The 17,867-nt window shown below is 64.9% G+C and carries 14 protein-coding genes; 7 read left to right on the plus strand and 7 right to left on the minus strand.

All coding sequences use genetic code 11. From position 1 onward, the window contains the following. Positions 1-89 precede the first annotated feature (89 nt). From HV753_RS30685 to fabI, 4 genes are read left to right on the plus strand one after another with little or no spacing between them, the layout of a single operon-like run. Positions 90-2,600 carry a DUF3141 domain-containing protein gene (locus HV753_RS30685; RefSeq protein WP_175178343.1) on the plus strand — a complete coding sequence of 837 codons (2,511 nt, stop codon included), beginning with the start codon at positions 90-92 and terminating at the stop codon, positions 2,598-2,600. Then, entirely contained in the window at positions 2,597-3,541 is a 945-nt protein-coding gene (locus HV753_RS30690) for a phosphate acetyltransferase (RefSeq protein ID WP_175178344.1), read from the plus strand. Before HV753_RS30685 ends, HV753_RS30690 begins: the two co-directional genes overlap by 4 nt. A gap of 32 nt (positions 3,542-3,573) precedes the next feature. Next, positions 3,574-4,758: an acetate/propionate family kinase gene (locus tag HV753_RS30695; protein WP_175178345.1), complete on the plus strand. Its 1,185-nt coding sequence runs from the start codon at positions 3,574-3,576 to the stop codon at positions 4,756-4,758. Beyond that, positions 4,755-5,558, plus strand: coding sequence for an enoyl-ACP reductase FabI (fabI, locus tag HV753_RS30700; protein ID WP_246288429.1), 804 nt, complete (start codon positions 4,755-4,757; stop codon positions 5,556-5,558). Before HV753_RS30695 ends, fabI begins: the two co-directional genes overlap by 4 nt. 2 nt (positions 5,559-5,560) lie before the next feature. On the opposite strand, the gene HV753_RS30705 is transcribed toward fabI, so the two are convergent. Then, positions 5,561-7,249, minus strand: a complete 1,689-nt coding sequence (locus HV753_RS30705; RefSeq protein WP_175178346.1) for a SulP family inorganic anion transporter — start codon at positions 7,247-7,249, stop codon at positions 5,561-5,563. Between the two features lie 286 nt (positions 7,250-7,535). On the opposite strand from HV753_RS30705, the gene HV753_RS30710 reads away from it, so the two are divergent. After that, positions 7,536-8,519, plus strand: a complete 984-nt coding sequence (locus tag HV753_RS30710; RefSeq protein WP_175178347.1) for a Bug family tripartite tricarboxylate transporter substrate binding protein — start codon at positions 7,536-7,538, stop codon at positions 8,517-8,519. A gap of 185 nt (positions 8,520-8,704) precedes the next feature. Here the strand turns inward: HV753_RS30710 and HV753_RS30715 are convergent, their stop codons facing one another. From HV753_RS30715 to tkt, 3 genes are all read right to left on the minus strand, one after another. Next, positions 8,705-9,901 carry a phosphoglycerate kinase gene (locus HV753_RS30715; RefSeq protein ID WP_175178348.1) on the minus strand — a complete coding sequence of 399 codons (1,197 nt, stop codon included), beginning with the start codon at positions 9,899-9,901 and terminating at the stop codon, positions 8,705-8,707. Positions 9,902-9,993: 92 nt separating this feature from the next. Then, positions 9,994-11,004, minus strand: a complete 1,011-nt coding sequence (gap, locus tag HV753_RS30720) for a type I glyceraldehyde-3-phosphate dehydrogenase (protein ID WP_006221200.1) — start codon at positions 11,002-11,004, stop codon at positions 9,994-9,996. Between the two features lie 15 nt (positions 11,005-11,019). Next, positions 11,020-13,056: a transketolase gene (gene tkt, locus HV753_RS30725; RefSeq protein ID WP_175178349.1), complete on the minus strand. Its 2,037-nt coding sequence runs from the start codon at positions 13,054-13,056 to the stop codon at positions 11,020-11,022. 227 nt (positions 13,057-13,283) lie between these two features. Between tkt and HV753_RS30730 the strand changes: the two genes are divergently transcribed. Both HV753_RS30730 and HV753_RS30735 read left to right on the plus strand, forming a co-directional pair. After that, complete coding sequence (locus HV753_RS30730; RefSeq protein ID WP_175178350.1) at positions 13,284-13,706, plus strand: hypothetical protein; 423 nt, start codon at positions 13,284-13,286, stop codon at positions 13,704-13,706. A 17-nt stretch (positions 13,707-13,723) separates the two neighbouring features. Beyond that, entirely contained in the window at positions 13,724-14,455 is a 732-nt protein-coding gene (locus HV753_RS30735; RefSeq protein ID WP_175178351.1) for a 16S rRNA (uracil(1498)-N(3))-methyltransferase, read from the plus strand. A gap of 87 nt (positions 14,456-14,542) precedes the next feature. Here HV753_RS30735 and HV753_RS30740 read toward each other — a convergent pair whose 3' ends face one another. The 3 genes from HV753_RS30740 to HV753_RS30750 form a co-directional block, all read right to left on the minus strand. Next, complete coding sequence (locus HV753_RS30740; RefSeq protein WP_175178352.1) at positions 14,543-15,010, minus strand: barstar family protein; 468 nt, start codon at positions 15,008-15,010, stop codon at positions 14,543-14,545. Further along, positions 15,007-16,236: a patatin-like phospholipase family protein gene (locus HV753_RS30745; protein ID WP_246288430.1), complete on the minus strand. Its 1,230-nt coding sequence runs from the start codon at positions 16,234-16,236 to the stop codon at positions 15,007-15,009. The genes HV753_RS30740 and HV753_RS30745 overlap by 4 nt, the downstream gene beginning before the upstream one ends. Continuing rightward, the coding region (locus HV753_RS30750; RefSeq protein ID WP_175178353.1) for a phosphate acyltransferase at positions 16,217-17,867 on the minus strand (1,651 nt) is incomplete at its 5' end. The genes HV753_RS30750 and HV753_RS30745, both read right to left, overlap by 20 nt.

The following is a 17,867-nucleotide window of genomic DNA, read 5'->3' on the forward strand; positions in this document are numbered from 1 at the left end:
CGGTGTAATGGGGAGGTCAACTCGGCCGGTTCCACTCGGGATCGGCCCGGCGGCCTTCCGCCGTCGGGAGCAACTTACAGGAGATCGCCATGGCCGGATCCGGCAACGATCGCGTCCCCACCCCGTCCTTCAACCCCTGGACGGCCGCCTACGAATATGCCGTTGATGCCTGGCAGCGAGGCGTGCTCTACGCCGACGTGCTGCGCCAGCGCGGCAACCAATACCACGAGCACATGGCCAAGCGCGCACCCAACGTGCTCAGCATGGAATTTGAACTGGTGCTGGACGGCCGCGAATTGCCGCGCCCGGTGAATTACGGCCTGTTGCGCATCACCCCCCCGGCGGGCGTGGAAACCGACCCGATCAAGCGCCCCTTCCTGGTGGTGGATCCGCGCGCGGGCCACGGCCCCGGCATCGGCGGTTTCAAGCCGGAAAGCGAAATCGGCGTGGCGGTGCGTGCAGGACATCCCTGCTATTTCGCGACCTTCCTGCCGCAACCCATGCCCGAGCAGACCGTCGAAGACGTGATGATGGCCGAGGCGCGCTTTCTGGAAGAAATCATCTCGCTGCACCCCGATGCGGAAGGCAAGCCCGTCGTGGTCGCCAACTGCCAGGCGGGCTGGCAGATCATGATGACCGCCGCCATCCGCCCCGAACTGTTCGGTCCCATCATCGTGGCCGGCGCCCCCTTGTCGTACTGGGCGGGCTGGCGCGGCATGAATCCGATGCGCTATGCCGGCGGCCTGTTGGGCGGCAGTTGGCTCACGGCGATGACCAGCGACCTGGGCAACGGCAAGTTCGACGGCGCCTGGCTGGTGCAGAACTTTGAAAACCTGAATCCGGCCAATACCTTGTGGTCCAAGCAGTACAACCTGTACTCCAAGGTGGACACCGAAGCCGGCCGCTACTTGAGCTTCGAGAAATGGTGGGGCGGGCACGTTTTCCTGAACGGCCCCGAAATCCAGTACATCGTCGACAACCTGTTCGTGGGCAACCGGCTATCCACGGCCGGTCTGGTGACGTCCGATGGCATCCGCATCGATTTGCGCAACATCCAGTCGCCCATCGTGGTGTTCTGCTCCAAGGGCGACAACATCACCCCGCCGCCCCAGGCGCTGGGTTGGATCCCCGACCTGTACCAGAACGAAGCCGAAGTGCTGGCGCATGGCCAGACGATCGTCTACGCCGTGCACGAAAGCATCGGCCACCTGGGTATTTTCGTGTCCGGCAGCGTGGCCCGCAAAGAGCACCAGGAATTCACGTCGAATATCGACATGATCGACGTGCTGCCCCCCGGCATCTATCAGGCCGAGATTGCCGACAAGACGCCCGACACCCTCAACGCGGATCTGGCTTCGGGCAATTACGTGCTGTCGTTTGAACAGCGCAACCTGGATGACGTGCGCGCCATCGTCGACCGCAAGGAAGAAGATGACCGCCGATTCGCCGCCGTGGCCCGCATCTCGGACATCAACCTGGGCATCTACCGCAGCTTCATGCAGCCGTGGCTGCGCGCGATGGTGACGCCGCAATCCGCGGAATGGGGCCAACGCCTGCATCCGCTGCGCCTGCCCTATGAACTGATCTCGGATCGCAATCCGGTCATCGCCCCCATCGCCAAGATCGCCGAGCAGGTCCGCGAACATCGCCAAGCGGTATCGCCCGCCAATCCCTTCCTGATGGCTCAGGAAATGTTCTCGAACCTGGTCGAGACCAGCCTGAACATCTGGCAGGAATTGCGCGATTCCGCCGACGAACGCACCTTCATGGGCGTCTATGGTTCGCCGCTGGTGCAGGACCTGGCCGGGCTGGGCGCGAAATCGGGACCGCCGCGCAAGCATCCGGGCGTGTCGCCTGAACACCGCCGCTTCATGGAAGAGCGCGCCACCGAACTGCGTTCCATGGTGCAGGAAGGCGGTTTGCGTGTGGCCGCCATCCGCATGCTGCTGTATGTGTCCGGCGCCGAAGGCGGGCTGGACGAACGCAGCTTTGCGCTGATCCGCAAGATGCGCGCCGAATCCGACAACGCGCTGACCTTGCAGGAGTTCAAGGACATCACGCGCGACCAGGCCTTGATACTGACGCTGGATTCCAGCGCCGCCATCCGCGCCATGCCGCACCTGTTGGAAGGGTCACCGGCCCCCGCTATCCGCGACGCGCTGGACACCATGAAGCGCGTGCTGGAAGCCGCCGAACCGCTCAGCCCGGCCGCCCGGGAAAGCCTGGATGAAATGGAACGCATCTTCGTCGCGGCCGAACGCCGCGCGCAGAAGCACGGCGAGGCGCAGGCCCCAGCCAAACTCGCGCCCGCCGCGCCCACCGCGCCGGCCTTGAAGCTGGTCGAAGCGGCCGCCAAGGTGCCGGCCAAGAAGGCCAAGCCGCATCCCGAAGCCGTCCAGGCAGCAGAAGCTGTTGAAGCCGCGCCGAAGGTTGCGGCCAAGAAGGCGGCCAAGGTGCCAGGCAAGGCGGCAACCAAGACTGCAACCAAGACGGCAACTAAGACTGCCGCTAAGACTGCACCCCAGCGCGCGACCCAGCCCACTGCCAAACGCGCCGCCAAGACCGCAGCCCGTCAACCCGCCAAGGCCAAGACCGCATGACCCTGCCTACCTCGACGCATTACGACAAACTCATCGCACGCGCGCAGACGCTGGAGCCGGCGTTTTGCGCCATCGCCCACCCGTGCGACGAACCTTCGTTGTCGGCAGCGCTGGAAGCGCGGGACCTGGGCCTGCTGCATCCCATCCTGGTGGGCCCGGAACGGAAGATCCGGGAAACCGCCGCTCAGTTCAAGCTGAACCTGGGCGATGCCCGCATCGTGGATGTGCCGCATAGCCATGCGGCGGCCGAGACCGCCGTGGCGCTGGTGCGCAACGGCGAGGCTACCCTGCTGATGAAGGGCAGCCTGCATACCGACGAACTGATGCACGAAGTGGTGGCGCGCACGACAGGCCTGCGCAGCGGCCGGCGCATCAGCCATGTGTTCATCATGGAAGTGCCCACCTACGCGGAACCGCTGTTCATCACCGATGCCGCCATCAACATCTTTCCTGACCTGGAAACCAAGGCGGACATCATCCGCAACGTGATCGACCTGCATCACGGCCTGGGTCTGGGCGAACCGCGCGTGGCCATCCTGTCCGCCGTGGAGCAGGTCACGCCCAACATCCCCAGCACCATCGAAGCCGCCGCGCTGTGCAAGATGGCCGACCGTGGCCAAATTGCCGGCGGCTTGCTGGATGGCCCGCTGGCGCTGGACAACGCCATCAGCCCGGATGCCGCCCGCATCAAGGGCATCCGGTCGCCCGTGGCTGGCGTGGCCCAGGTGCTGGTGGTGCCCGACCTGGAAGCCGGCAACATGCTGGCCAAGAACCTGACCTTCCTGGCCAACGCGGAAGCGGCCGGCATCGTGCTGGGCGCGCGCGTGCCCATCATTCTGACCAGTCGCGCCGACAGCCCGCGCTCGCGCCTGGCTTCCTGCGCCGTGGCGGCGATCTACGCCCACCACCTAAGCCAGCAGGCGGCCCGCCCGCTGGCCTGACGCCCCCAAACACGCTACCGGATTCCAGAGCCATGAGCGACACCATCCTTGTCATCAACGCCGGCAGTTCCAGCATCAAGTTCTACCTGTACGACATCGACGACAAGCAAGAGCTGGCGCCGCGCCTGGGCGGCCAGTTGGAAGGCATCGGCACCTCGCATCCGAGACTGCGGGTGCGCGACGCCGCCGGCCAGACCCTGGTGGAACGCGACATCGCGCCCAGCCACGCACCCGACGTACCCAACGCGCAGGAAGTCGTCGGCACGTGGCTAAGCGGCCATCTGGGCGGCGCTCCGCTGGCGGTGGGGCATCGCGTGGTGCATGGCGGCCCGGACCTGTCCGAGCCCGTCCTGATCGACGACGCCATCCTGGCCAAGCTGGACACATTCACCCCGCTGGCGCCGCTGCATCAACCCAACAACCTGGCGCCCATTCGCGTGATCCGCGAGCGGCGGCCCTGGATTCCGCAAGTCGCATGCTTTGACACCGCGTTCCATCGCAGCCATTCCGACGTAGCCGACCGCTACGCACTGCCCGAATCCTTGTATCAGGAAGGCGTGCGCCGCTATGGCTTCCATGGTCTGTCCTACGAGTACATCGCGCAGCGCTTGCGCCAGGCCCTGCCCGAATTGGCCATGGGCAAAATCATCGCCGCGCACCTGGGGTCCGGCGTGTCCGCCTGCGCCATGCATGAAGGCAAGAGCGTGGACAGCACGATGGGCTTCACCGCGCTGGAAGGACTGCCCATGGGCACGCGCCCCGGCCGGCTGGATCCGGGCGTGGTGCTGTGGATGATGGAACGCGGCATGGACCATGACCAGATCGAGCACCTGCTCTATCACGACTGCGGCATGAAAGGCCTGTCCGGCATCAGCAACGACATGCGCGAACTGCTGGCCAGCGATGCGCCTTCGGCCCAATTGGCGCTGAAGTACTTCGCCTGGCGCGTGGCCGAAGGCATGATCGGCCTGGGTTGCGCCATGAATGGCATTGACGGCATCGTCTTTACCGCAGGCGTCGGCGAAAACTCGGCCGACATCCGCCAGGCGGTCGCCGACCATTGGGGTTGGCTGGGCATCAAGCTGGACCCGGAGCGCAACGCCCACCACGGCCCCCGAATTTCCAGCGACGACAGCCGCATCGGCGTCTATGTGATCCGCACGAATGAAGAGCTGATCATCGCGCAACATACCCTGGCCTTGGTGCGCCAACGATGAGCGCGCCCTTGACCGACAAGCCGATGACGAATGCGCGGTTGCCGCTGGCCGGCAAGCGCGGTCTGGTCACCGGCATCGCCAATGCCGATTCCATTGCCTGGGGATGCGCCAAGGCGTTCCGGGCGCTGGGCGCCGAATTGGCCGTGACCTACTTGAACGACAAGGCCCTGCCGCATGTGGAGCCGCTGGCACAACAGGTGGATGCGTCGCTGCTGATGCCGTTGAACTTGCTGAACGAGGGCGAACTGGAGGCCGTGTTTGATCGCATCACGGCTGAATGGGGCCAATTGGACTTCGTACTGCACTCCATTGCCTTCGCCCCCCGCGAGGACCTGCATGGCCGCGTGACGGACTGCTCGCGCGACGGTTTCCTGCAAGCGATGGATGTATCTTGCTGGTCCTTCATCCGCATGGCCAAGCTGGCCGAGCCGCTGATGACCCAGGGCGGCGCCCTCTTCTGCATGAGCTATTACGGGTCGCAGATGGTGGTGGAGCACTACAACATGATGGGGCCGGTGAAGGCAGCACTGGAATCCGCCACCCGGTACCTGGCCGCCGAACTCGGCCCGCAGGGCATTCGAGTCCATGCGATATCGCCCGGGCCATTGAAAACCCGTGCCGCATCCGGCATCGCTGAATTTGATGCGCTGCTGGACCGCGCCCAATCGAAAGCGCCGGCACGCAGCCTGGTGTCGATCGACGATGTGGGCGAAGCCACCGCCTGGCTGGCCACCGACGCCGCCCGCCTGATGACCGGGCAGACGCTGTACATCGACGGCGGCTACCACATCATCGATTAGCGTCAGGCCAGCGTGGCAGGCGCGTCCTGACGCCAGCGCTCGACGGCTTCCACCGCCTGCTCGGGGCTGCCGAATATTTTGTCGCGGCCAATTTTCCTGGTCAGCCCCGAACGTTCCAGCGCCATGCGGAATTGGCCGTGCCCCCCCGCGACCAGCAGTGTGATGCCACGAGCGTCCAGTTCGCGCTTTAACTCATACAGCGCTTCGACCGCATCCGCATCCGCCTGGGTCATCGCTTCGGCGTCCAACACGAACCATTGCACATCGCCCGCCTGCTCCATGACTTCGCGAGCGCGGCGGCGGAAGGCATCGGCATTGAAGAACCAGACCGATGATTCAAACAACCAGACGACAATGCCCGGCACGGGCCGCGCTTCGGGGTTCAGGTGCAACTTGCCCAGCACCGATTCCCCGGGCAGCCGGCCCAGCAGCGCATCGCGCGGATTGCCCGAGACGTACATGGCGTACAACAGGGTTGCGCCCACCGACACGGCCACGCCTTGCAGCACGCCAAAGCCCACCACGCCCACCGCGGCCAAAACACCGAAGGCCAGTTCGATTCGCGAAATCCGGGCCAAGCGAATGAACGCCTTGGCATCGAACAGGCTGGCTGCCGCCAGCAGCAGAATGGCCGACAGCACCGCCTGCGGCAGCCAATACAGCGGCGCGCTCAGCAGGCCCACCACGATCGCCAACGCCACCGCCGCGCTGACGCTGACCAACGGCGACGATCCCCCCGCGACCAGCCCCACCGCAGTACGTGAATCGGCACCCGTGACGACAAACCCCTGAAACAGGCCCGCCGCCACGTTGGCCGCGCCGAATCCCACCAGTTCACGGTTGGGGTCGACGTGTTCACCCGTGCGCGCGGCAAAGCTGCGCGCGGTGACGATGCCGCTGGAAAAACTGACCACCAGCACGCCCGCCGCGCCCAGCAGAATACTGTCCACGCCTTCCAGCCGCACGGGCAGGCTGAAGCCGGGCAGGCCGGCGGGCACTTCACCCACGACCGCGATGCCCAGCCCCGGAAAGTCAAATATCCACGAGAGCAGGCAGCCACCCACGACGAGCAAGATCGGACCCGGCCAGGTCGGCCGCCAACGTTTTACCGCCACCAGCAACAGGCATGACGCCAGGCCAAGAAGCAAGGTTGGAATCTGCACTTCCGGCAGCCGCCGCGACAATTCCAGGAAGGGATGCACCAGGCCGGCGTTGCGCAGCCCCACGCCCGTCAGCCCGCTTAGCTGTGACAGCGCCAGCGTGATCGCCACCCCTGCCATATAGCCGATCAGCACGGGCCGCGACAGCAGATTGGCCAGCACGCCCAGCCGCAGCACGCGCGCGATCAGGCAGCCCACCCCGACCGTCAGCGCAATGCCGGTCGCGGCAACCAGCCGGTCTTCGGGCGAGGTCAGCGCCATGCCCGTCAGGGTGGCGGCGATCAGCGTGCAGGTCGCCGTATCCGGCCCGACGATCAGCGTGCGCGACGAGCCGAACAGCGCGTAGCCCAGCATGCCGGCAATGGCGGCCCACAAGCCAGCCACGGGCGGCACGCCCATCATCGCCGCGTAGGCCAGGCCCACCGGCAAGGCCACCGCCGCGACGCTCAGGCCGGCCATGACGTCGCGCCGCGCCGAGTCCCGGGTCATGCCACGGAAATTATTCAGGCCAGGGAAAAAACGTAGATTCATGGTGCTGCCAGACGACCTGAAAGAAGCGTTTCCGAGAAGGCGCGGAAACTTCGCCAAGCCTACACCAAGGCCGCGCAACTGAAACCGTGCAAGATCAAACGCTGGCGGCCCACCATTCCTTTTCGGAATGAAGTTTAGTGATTATTTATCCCTTTTGTATGGAATGCGGATTGCGTAGAGTCCCCCGCATAAGAAAAGCGGCATCACACCGCGCCTGTACATCGACACGGCCCGCCATCCCGCCCCAACCGGCGCGGACTCCAGGGCCGGCACTTCTGGAGACTCCATGTCCTTCGCCTTCCTGCGGCGCGCTAGCCGCATGTTCGTCCTGGCCGCGCTTGCCGCTGGCATCGCCCCCGCCGTTCACGCGCAGACCTACCCCGAACGCCCCATCAAACTGGTGGTGCCGTGGCCCCCCGGGGGCGCGACGGACGCGCTGGGCCGCCTGCTGGCGCAGCGCCTGACCGAACGCCTGGGCCAGACGGTGATCGTGGACAACAAAGCCGGCGCGGGTGGCAATATCGGCACCGCCGCCTTCGTGCGTGAAAAGGCCGACGGCTACACGCTGCTGATGGCCACCAGTTCCACCAATGCCGCCAATCCGCACCTGTATTCGCGCCTGGGCTTCGACGCCGCAAAAGACTTTGCCCCCGTCGCCTTCGTCGCCGAGATCCCGAACATCCTGGAAGTGCCCAAGCAATCGAAGTTCCAGTCGGTCGCGGACCTGGTGGCGGCGGCCAAAGCCGAACCCGGCAAACTGAACTACGGCTCGGGCGGCGTGGGCTCGTCGCAGCATCTGGCTGGCGCAATGTTCAAGCACCTGACGGGGGCGGACGTGTTGCACATCCCGTACAAGGGCAGCGGCCCCGCCGTGTCCGACCTGTTGGCGGGTCAAGTCGATATGATGCTGGACACCGGATCGCTCGCCCAGGTCCAGGCCGGCGCCCTGCGCGCGTTGGCGGTGGCCTCGCACCAGCGCCTGCCGGCCCTGCCGGACGTGCCCACGTTCGACGAAGCGGGCGTGCCAAAGATGTATGCGTCAGCCTGGTATGGCATCGTCGCGCCCGCTGGCACCCCGGCGGACGTCGTGCAGCGGCTGAACAAGGAAGTCAATGCGGTGGTGGCCGACCCGGAAGTGAAGAAGCGGATGGAAGGGATGGGCGCGCTGGTGCCGGCCGGCCAGACCCCCGCGGAATTCGGCGCCTTCATCCAGGCGGAGATCCAACGCTATGCAGAGATCGTGAAGATCTCGGGCGCAAAGATGGAATAGTGTTCTGGCAGAGGGAGTCGTCGGCTTGGCGTCAATGACACCCCTGCCTCGAATGGCGCGCAGCGCACGCCCGCCGCAAGAATAGCCGCCCCGCCGTCGGGCCGCCCCAAGGGCGGAGCAGCCCCAAGACGGAGCAGCCCCCGAGGGGGCTGCAAGCCCGCACAGCGGGCGTGGCGTGGGGCCTTTTACTGCCCTGCCCGTGCTTCCAACACAGCGACAGCCGGCAGGGTCTTGCCTTCCAGGAATTCCAGGAACGCACCACCGCCCGTCGAGATGTAGTCAACCTGGTCGCCGATGCCGTACTTGGCGATGGCGGCCAGCGTGTCACCGCCCCCCGCAATCGAAAAGCCTTCCGAGGCCGCGATGGCGCGCGCCACCACTTCGGTGCCATTGGCGAACTGGTCGAACTCGAACACGCCCACGGGGCCGTTCCAGACGATGGTGCCCGCCTTTTTCAGAATCTCGGCCAACTGCGCCGCGGTCTGCGGGCCGATGTCCAGGATCATGTCGTCGTCAGCCACGTCAGTGGCAGCCTTGACGGTGGCTTCCGCGTCCGCGCCGAAGGACTTCGCGCACACCACGTCCACCGGAATCGGCACGGCCGCGCCGCGCTGCTTCATGATGTCGATCACGGCGCGCGCCTGGTCCACCTGGTCGGGCTCGGCCAGCGATTTGCCGATGGACAAGCCGGCAGCCAACATGAAGGTGTTGGCAATGCCGCCGCCCACGACCAACTGATCAACCTTGTCGGCCAGCGATTGCAGGATGGACAGCTTGGTCGACACCTTGGAACCGCCAACGATGGCAACCAGCGGACGCTTGGGTTCATGCAGCGCACGGCCCAGGGCGTCGAGCTCGGCTTCGAGCAAGGGGCCAGCGCAGGCTACCGTTGCGAAGCGCGCGATACCGTGGGTGGTGGCTTCAGCCCGGTGAGCCGTGCCGAATGCGTCGTTGACATAGACGTCGCACAGCGCAGCCATCTTCTTTGCCAGCGCTTCGTCGTCTTTCTTCTCACCGACGTTCACGCGGCAGTTTTCCAGCAGCACGACCTGACCGTGATCGACCTGCACGCCGTCGACCCAATCGCGCACCAGTTGAACGGGCATGCCCAACAGTTCGGACAGGCGCTGTCCGACCTTGGCCAGTGAATCCGCCTCGGTCAGCACGCCTTCCGTCGGACGGCCCAGATGAGACGTGACCATCACGGCAGCACCGGCGTCCAGCGCCAGGCGGATGCCGGGCACCGAGGCGCGGATGCGCGTGTCTTCGGAAATGCGGCCGGCGTCATCAAACGGGACGTTCAAATCGGCGCGGATGAACACACGCTTGCCGGACAGGGCGCCGGACTTGGCCAGCGCGGACAGGGTATTAACTTTGGACATATTCAACTCCTACGATGGGCGAACAAAGGGGACGAACCCGTTTTCCGCCATGGCGAAAAACAAATCCGTCCCCTCTGGACTGACCGTGTTGCTTACTTGGCCGACATCAGCGCGACGGTGGTGTCGAGCATGCGGTTCGAGAAGCCCCACTCGTTGTCGTACCAGGACGAGACCTTGACCAGACGGCCCGAAACCTTGGTCAGCGACGCATCAACGGTGCTGGAGGCCGGGTTGTGGTTGTAGTCCACCGAGACGAGCGGTTCGGTGTTGTAGTCCAGGATGCCCTTCAGTTCGCCTTCCGAGGCGGCCTTCAGGATGCTGTTCACTTCTTCGGCGGTCGTGTCGCGGCTGGCCACGAACGACAGGTCAACCAGCGACACGTTGATGGTCGGGACGCGGATGGCGTAGCCGTCCAGCTTGCCATTGAGTTCCGGCAGGACCAGGCCCACGGCGGCGGCAGCGCCGGTCTTCGTGGGGATCATGCTCATCGTGGCCGAGCGCGCGCGGCGCAGGTCTTCGTGATAGACGTCGGTCAGGACCTGGTCGTTGGTGTAGGCGTGAACGGTCGTCATCAGGCCGTTTTCCAGGCCCAGCTTGTCGTTCAGCGGCTTGACCAGCGGGGCCAGGCAGTTCGTGGTGCACGATGCATTCGAGATCACGGTGTCGGTCGACTTCAACACGCCGTGGTTCACGCCGAACACGATGGTGGCGTCCACATCCTTGCCGCCCGGGGCGGAGATGATGACTTTCTTGGCGCCGCCCTTGATGTGCGCGCCGGCCTTTTCCTTGGTCGTGAAGAAGCCCGTGCATTCCAGCACGACGTCAACCTTCAGTTCGCCCCAGGGCAGTTCAGCCGGATTGCGGTTGGCCAGCACGCGGATCTTGTCGCCGTTGACGACCATGAAGTCGCCGTCGACTTCCACGGTGCCCGGGAACTTGCCATGGGCGGTGTCATAGCGCGTCAGGTGCGCGTTCGTCTTGGGATCACCCAAGTCGTTGATGGCGACGATTTCGATATCGTGCTTCTTGCCACCTTCGTAGTGGGCACGCAGGATGTTGCGGCCGATGCGACCGTAACCGTTGATGGCGACGCGAATAGTCATGACTAAGCTCCTTTTTTACAAAACCTGTTTGACGGTCTCGGCCACCTTGTCGGCGGTCAGCCCGAAGAACTTGAACAGCGCGCCGGCCGGAGCGGACTCGCCGTAGCGGTCGATACCGACCACGGCGCCTTCCAGGCCCACGTACTTGTGCCAGAAAGCAGTAACGCCAGCTTCGACGGCAACACGCGGCAGCCCCTTGGGCAGCACGGATTGCTTCCAGGCGGCGTCTTGCTTGTCGAATACGTCGGTGCTGGGCATGGAGACGACGCGCACGGCGACGCCTTCCTTGGCCAGTTGCGCCTGCGCGTCCAGCGCGATGGCAACTTCAGAACCCGTGGCGATGATGACGGCGCGGGCGCCTTCGGCATCGCGCAGCACATAACCGCCGCGGGCGATGGCGTCCACGGTCGCGGCATCGCGCGGCACGAACGGCAGATTCTGACGCGACAGCAACAGGGCCGTCGGGCCACCGTCATGCACGTCCATGCCAATGCTGGTCGGGCGCGTCACGGCCGCATTCCAGGCCACGGCGGTTTCAGCCGTATCGCAAGGACGCCACAGCGACAGGTTCGGGATCAGGCGCAGGCTGGCCGCGTGTTCGATGGATTGGTGCGTCGGGCCGTCTTCGCCCAGGCCGATCGAGTCATGGGTGAACACGTGGATGACGCGCTGCTTCATCAGCGCGGCCATGCGGATGGCGTTGCGCGAGTAGTCCGAGAACGTCAGGAACGTGCCGCCGAACGGCAGGTAGCCGCCGTGCAGTGCCACGCCGTTCATGATCGCGGCCATGCCGAATTCACGCACGCCGTAGTTGATGTGGCGGCCGAACTGAATGCCCTTTTCACCAGCGCGGACGGCGGCAACGCCCTTCCAGTCGGTGAAGTTGGAGCCGGTCAGGTCAGCCGAGCCGCCCAGCATTTCCGGCAGCACCGGAGCCAGGGCGGTAATCGCGAATTGCGACGCCTTGCGGGTAGCGACCGTTTCGCCCTTTTCGAGCGTCGCGTTCAGGTACGCCGTGAACTGTTCGGCGTAGCCCTCGGGCATTTCGCCCTTCATGCGGCGCGTGAATTCAGCGGCCTCGGCGGGGAATTCGGCAGCGTAGGCGTCAAACGCGGACTGCCATTCGGCCTGGGCAGCAGCACCCGTCTTGCGACCATCCCAACCGTCGTAGACGGCTTGCGGAATCTGGAACGGTTCCGACGACCAACCCAGCGCGGCGCGCGTGGCGGCGATTTCGTCCTTGCCCAGCGGGGCGCCGTGCACATTGTGCGTGCCGGCCATGTTGGGCGAACCCTTGCCGATCACGGTGCGGCAGATGACCAGCGTGGGCTTTTCCGATTGCGAGCGCGCGGCCTTGATGGCGGCGTCCACGGCGGCGACGTCATGGCCGTCAACGCCACGGATCACGTTCCAGCCGTAGCCTTCAAAGCGCTTGGCGGTATCGTCAGCGAACCAGTGTTCAACGTGGCCATCGATGGAAATGCCGTTGTCGTCATACAGCACGACCAGCTTGGAGAGCTTCAGCGTGCCGGCCAGCGAGCACACTTCGTGCGAAATGCCTTCCATCAGGCAGCCGTCGCCGGTGAAGGCGTAGGTGTGGTGGTCGACGATCGAGTGGCCGGGCTTGTTGAATTCAGCGGCCAGCAATGCTTCGGCCAGCGCCATGCCCACGGCATTGCCCAGACCCTGACCCAGCGGGCCGGTGGTCGTTTCCACGCCCGGGGTGATGCCCACTTCGGGGTGACCCGGCGTCTTGGAATGCAGTTGGCGGAAATTCTTCAGTTCTTCGATCGGCAAGTCGTAGCCGGTCAGGTGCAACAGCGCGTAGATCAGCATCGAGCCGTGGCCGTTGGACAGCACGAAGCGGTCGCGGTTGGCCCAGGCGGGATCCTTCGGGTTGTGGCGCAGGTTGCCCGTCCACAAGGCTTGGGCGATTTCCGCCATGCCCATGGGAGCACCCGGGTGCCCGGAGTTCGCTTGTTGCACAGCATCCATCGCGAGGGCGCGGATGGCATCCGCCAAGGCAAGTTTAGGGGCGGTCGGATTGCTCATTCGGAAGGCTCTTTGAAACTGGCGCTCCTACATGGAATATAGGGCCAGTTGAGTGGGTTGCGAAGCAGACGATTTTAGCATCAGGGGATTTCCCTCACGCCATCACCCGGATGCCCTATGTAAACAGGCGTTTCCCGGACGCAAAGTCAGCGTATTTCCCACAATTGCGGGAAAGGGGTCTGACATTCAGGATGCAGCGCTTTCCCCTGCCCCTGGAGCACCCTACCATGAGCCTCATGCTGAACCTGACCATTCCTGTCGAAGGCATCATGGCCTTGCGCTCCGCCCTGGGTGAAGAACGCGCCATTGCCGTGGCGCATGCGCTTGAATACGCCCAGGTCAAGGGCGAAGCCGAACTGACCGCGAAGCTCCGGCAGGAATGGCGCAATGATCTGGCGGCAGCGGTCGCTCCGCTGGCACGCCGCGAGGAATTGGCTGAAATCCGCAAGCAAATCGCGCAATTGCCCAACCGCGAAGAACTCAAGCGCTTCGCCACCCACGAAGACCTGTCCGACCTGCGCGCCCACGTGCTACGCCTGGACAAGAAAATGACAGTGGGTTTCCTGACCCTGCTGGGGCTCAATCTGGCTTCCAGCGCCCCCACCTTCTTTGAATGGGGGATCAAAGTGGTAGGCTACGCGCTCCGATAATGCCTCTTGCGCCATCCATGTCCGCCCCCCGTTTCTTTTGCGACGCCCCGCTTGCCGCCGGCACCCGCATCGCCCTGCCCGAAGCCCTGGCGCACCATGCCCTGCGCGTACTACGCCTGAAGGCCGGTGAGTCGGTCGTGCTGTTCAATGGACTGGGCGGCGAATACCCGGCCGTGCTGGATGTCGATGGCAAGGCCGGCTTTGCCCAACTGGGCGATTTCAACCCGCGCGAAGCCGAATTGGCCGGACGGATCACGCTCGTGCAAGGTCTGCCTACTGGCGACAAGATGGACTGGGTGGTGGAAAAAGCCGTGGAACTGGGCGCGGCCCGCGTCAGCCCGATCGCCGCGCAGCGTAGCGTGTTGCAGTTGTCTGGCGCCCGGCTGGACAAGCGCGTGGCGCATTGGCAGCGCATTGCACAATCCGCTGGCGAACAATGCGGCCGCAATCGCCTGATGACGGTGGATGCCCCCCAATCGCTGGCCGATTGGCTGGCAGAGCCCGCCGAAGGCCTGCGCCTGTTGTGCCATCCGGACGCCCCCGGCGATCTGGCCGACACGCTCCGTGCGGAACCGGACGTGCGCGCGCTGAGCCTGCTGGTGGGCCCGGAAGGCGGATGGTCGGATAAAGAATTGGAGCAGGCCCGCCAGGCGGGCGTGCAGGCCGTGCGATTCGGCCCCCGGGTGCTGCGGACAGAAACCGCCGGATTGGCCCTGTTGTCGGCCGTCAGCGCGTTACAGGGCTGGTAAAGCCCCCTCTTCCGCACGGTTCGCCCGTCGACGGCCCGCCAGCGGCAGCCATGGGCCCAGCCCTGGCTGCCCCATGGCAACCACCAATCAGTCGTTTTCCCCGTAGGGCGCTGCCGCTATCCCGGGTTCGGGATCGGGGTGCTTGCCCGCGTGTTCAATGACAAACGCAAAGATGCGACCATTCTCACGGGCAAAATCAGCCGCGTCCGAACATACCGTTTCAATGCGGGCGGCATCTTCTTCCAGCACGGGGTCGCCGGAATGCAACCGGTATAGCCACAGCACGACGCCAGTCTTGTGATCCAAGACCGTATCGCACAGGCAATCGTAGAGGGCGTCCAGGTTGCCACCGAAGTATTCGGGAAAGTCCACCGCCTTGACGATGGCGCGCAATACCGCCGAACGGCTACGGGCCGGGTCGCAGTTGGCGACGAACAGCGCCAGACCGAGCTCATGGGCAGCCTCCACCACGGCCTTCTTGTCCAGCCCCTCATGAGGCAGCGCCCCCCCGCGCAGCAGCTGCTTCTGCAAGGTAGATTGGCCATTGCGCGTCATGCCTGAGCCTCCTTGAAAAAGGCGATCACTTCGTCGTTACGCTGCATCGTATCGGCATAACCCAGTTCGATCAATCGCTTGGTGTAGCTGGATTCAAATAGAAGGTAGGACATCAGCGCCCCGCCTCCCGGACGGTGTGGATCGGACGATACACCGAGTACGCGGAAAAGGGCACGTGCTTGTGCCGGCATGTCCTGCAAGTGTTCCAGCGCCATGGTGTCCAGCGACTGGCTGGGCGTGATCGACAGCACCTGGATGCGCCTGACATTCACCTGGGTGCCATCCGGCGCCGCGTGGTCCATCAGGTAATTGATGCGCTCCAGGCGCTCGACGTCCACCGACAACCCGTCCAGGAAGATGCTGGACAGCGCGTGGCCGCCCACCTGCGCCAGCGAGGGATAAGGCGGCGAATCGGCGCGGTTCTCGGGGTGGGTGTCGTCGCGGAACCCCGTGCCGATCACCAGCACGCGATGCGCGCCCAGGTGGATGGCCGGGCTGATCGGGGCCAATTGGCGCATCGACCCGTCGCCGCACCACTCCCCCTTGCCGTGCACCTGCACCTGCCGGGCCGGAAAGACAAAGGGAATGGACGACGAGGCCATCAGGTGGTCGATGCTGATGGGCGTGGGGATGGCCAGGCGCAGATAGCGGTGCCAGGGCTCGATCGGCGTATGTGCCTGGTAGAAGGTCAGATGTTCGCCGCTGGTGTAACCCGATGCCGTGATCGCCAGCGCCGACAGCGAGCCTCGTTCCAGGTTCGCTTGCAGGTTGCCGAAGTCCAGCACCCGGCCAAGCAACGCCTCCATCGGACTGTTGTCCAGCAAGGAATGGGGCCGTTTGCGCGTCAAGCCCGAGTACATCCAGCCCAGGGCCAGCAGGCCCAGCCAGCGCACCCCTGTGCGGATCAGGCCGGGCGCATCGGCGCGGTAAATCATATCGGTATTCAGCGACGACCACAGACGCCGGATGCGCCGCACCCCCAGATGGGGCCGATCCGCGCGGCAGGCCAGCGCAGCGGCATTGATCGCGCCCGCGGACGTGCCGCAGATGATGTCGAAGGGATTCTGGAACCGGGAATGCCAGTCGGGGTCCAGCAGCTCCATGATGGCGCTTAGCACCCCGACCTGATAGGCGGCGCGGGCGCCGCCTCCGGTCAGGACCAGGCCGGTCGGCGTGCGTGGGCACGCCGGGCCGGCTGGCTTGACTTCAACGTGGCGTGTTGACATCGACCACAGTCATCGCGGTCATATTGACGATGCGGCGCACGGTGGAACTAGAGGTCAGAATGTGCACCGGCGCATTGCAGCCCAGCAGGAACGGACCCACCGCCACGTTGCCGCCCGCTGCCGTCTTGAGCAGGTTGTAGGCGATGTTGCCGGAATCCACGTTCGGGCACACCAGCAGGTTGGCTTCGCCCTTCAGCGTGGAAGACGGCAGGATGCGCATGCGCAGCGCTTCGTCCAGCGCGCAGTCGCCGTGCATTTCGCCGTCGATTTCCAGTTCCGGCGCCTGTTCGCGCACGATTTCCAGCGCCCGGCGCATCTTGGCGCCCGAGGCCGAGCTGCCCGAACCGAAGTTCGACCGCGACAACAGCGCCACCTTCGGGGCCAGATACATGCGGCGCATTTCGTTGGCGGCGGCGATCGTGAATTCCGCGATCTGTTCCGCCGTCGGTTCGTCGTTCACGTGCGTATCCACCAGCACCACCGTGCGCTCGTTGAGCAGCAGGATGTTCATGGCCGCATACACATTGCGCCCCGGACGGCGGCCAATCACTTCATCCACGAAACGCAGGTGGTCGTGATAGGCGCCCACCGATCCGCAGACCATGCCGTCGGCATCGCCCAGATGAACCATCATGGCGCCGATCAAGGTCATGCGGCGGCGCATTTCCACGCGCGCCATTTCCTTGGTGATGCCTCGGCGGCACATGCGTTCCCAGTACGTCGTCCAGTATTGGTGGAAGCGTTCGTCGTATTCGGGGTTGGTCACTTCAACGTCTTCGCCCAGACGCAGGCGCAGACCCAGCTTTTCGATGCGAGTCAGCAGCACCGACGGACGGCCCACCAGGATGGGTCGCGCCAGGCCTTCGTCCACCACCACCTGCACGGCACGCAACACGCGCTCGTCTTCGCCTTCCGCGAACACGATACGGGCCGGGCCGCCTTCGCGCACGATGCGCTTGGCTGCCGAGAACAGCGGCTTCATGAACGCGCCCGAGTGGTACACGAACTGCTGCAATTGCTCTTCGTAGGCTTCCAGGTCAGCCAGCGGGCGCGTGGCCACGCCACCGTCCATCGCCGCCTTGGCCACGGCCGGCGCGATACGCACGATCAGGCGCGGATCGAACGGTTTCGGAATCAGGTATTCAGGCCCAAACGAGATATCAAACGTGCCGTAGGCCGCGGCCACGACTTCGTTCTGCTCTTCCTGAGCCAGTTGGGCAATGGCATAGACCGCCGCTTTCTCCATTTCCCGCGTGATGGTCGTGGCGCCTACGTCCAGCGCGCCGCGGAAGATGTACGGGAAGCACAGCACGTTGTTGACCTGGTTCGGGTAGTCCGAACGGCCCGTGGCCATGACCACGTCGTCACGCACCGACTGCGCAAGCTCCGGCAGGATCTCGGGCGTGGGGTTGGCCAGCGCCAGGATCAACGGGCGCGGGCCCATCGCAGCGACCATTTCAGGCTTCAGCACGCCACCGGCCGACAGGCCCAGGAACACGTCGGCGTCCTGGATCACTTCGGCCAGCTTGCGGGCGTCGGTCTTCTGCGCAAAGCGCGCCTTGTCCGGATCCATCAGGACCGTGCGGCCCTCGAAGACCACGCCTTCCAAATCCGTCACCCAGATGTTTTCC

It is taken from the genome of Achromobacter pestifer (assembly GCF_902859625.1).
GTDB lineage: Bacteria > Pseudomonadota > Gammaproteobacteria > Burkholderiales > Burkholderiaceae_B > Achromobacter > Achromobacter pestifer.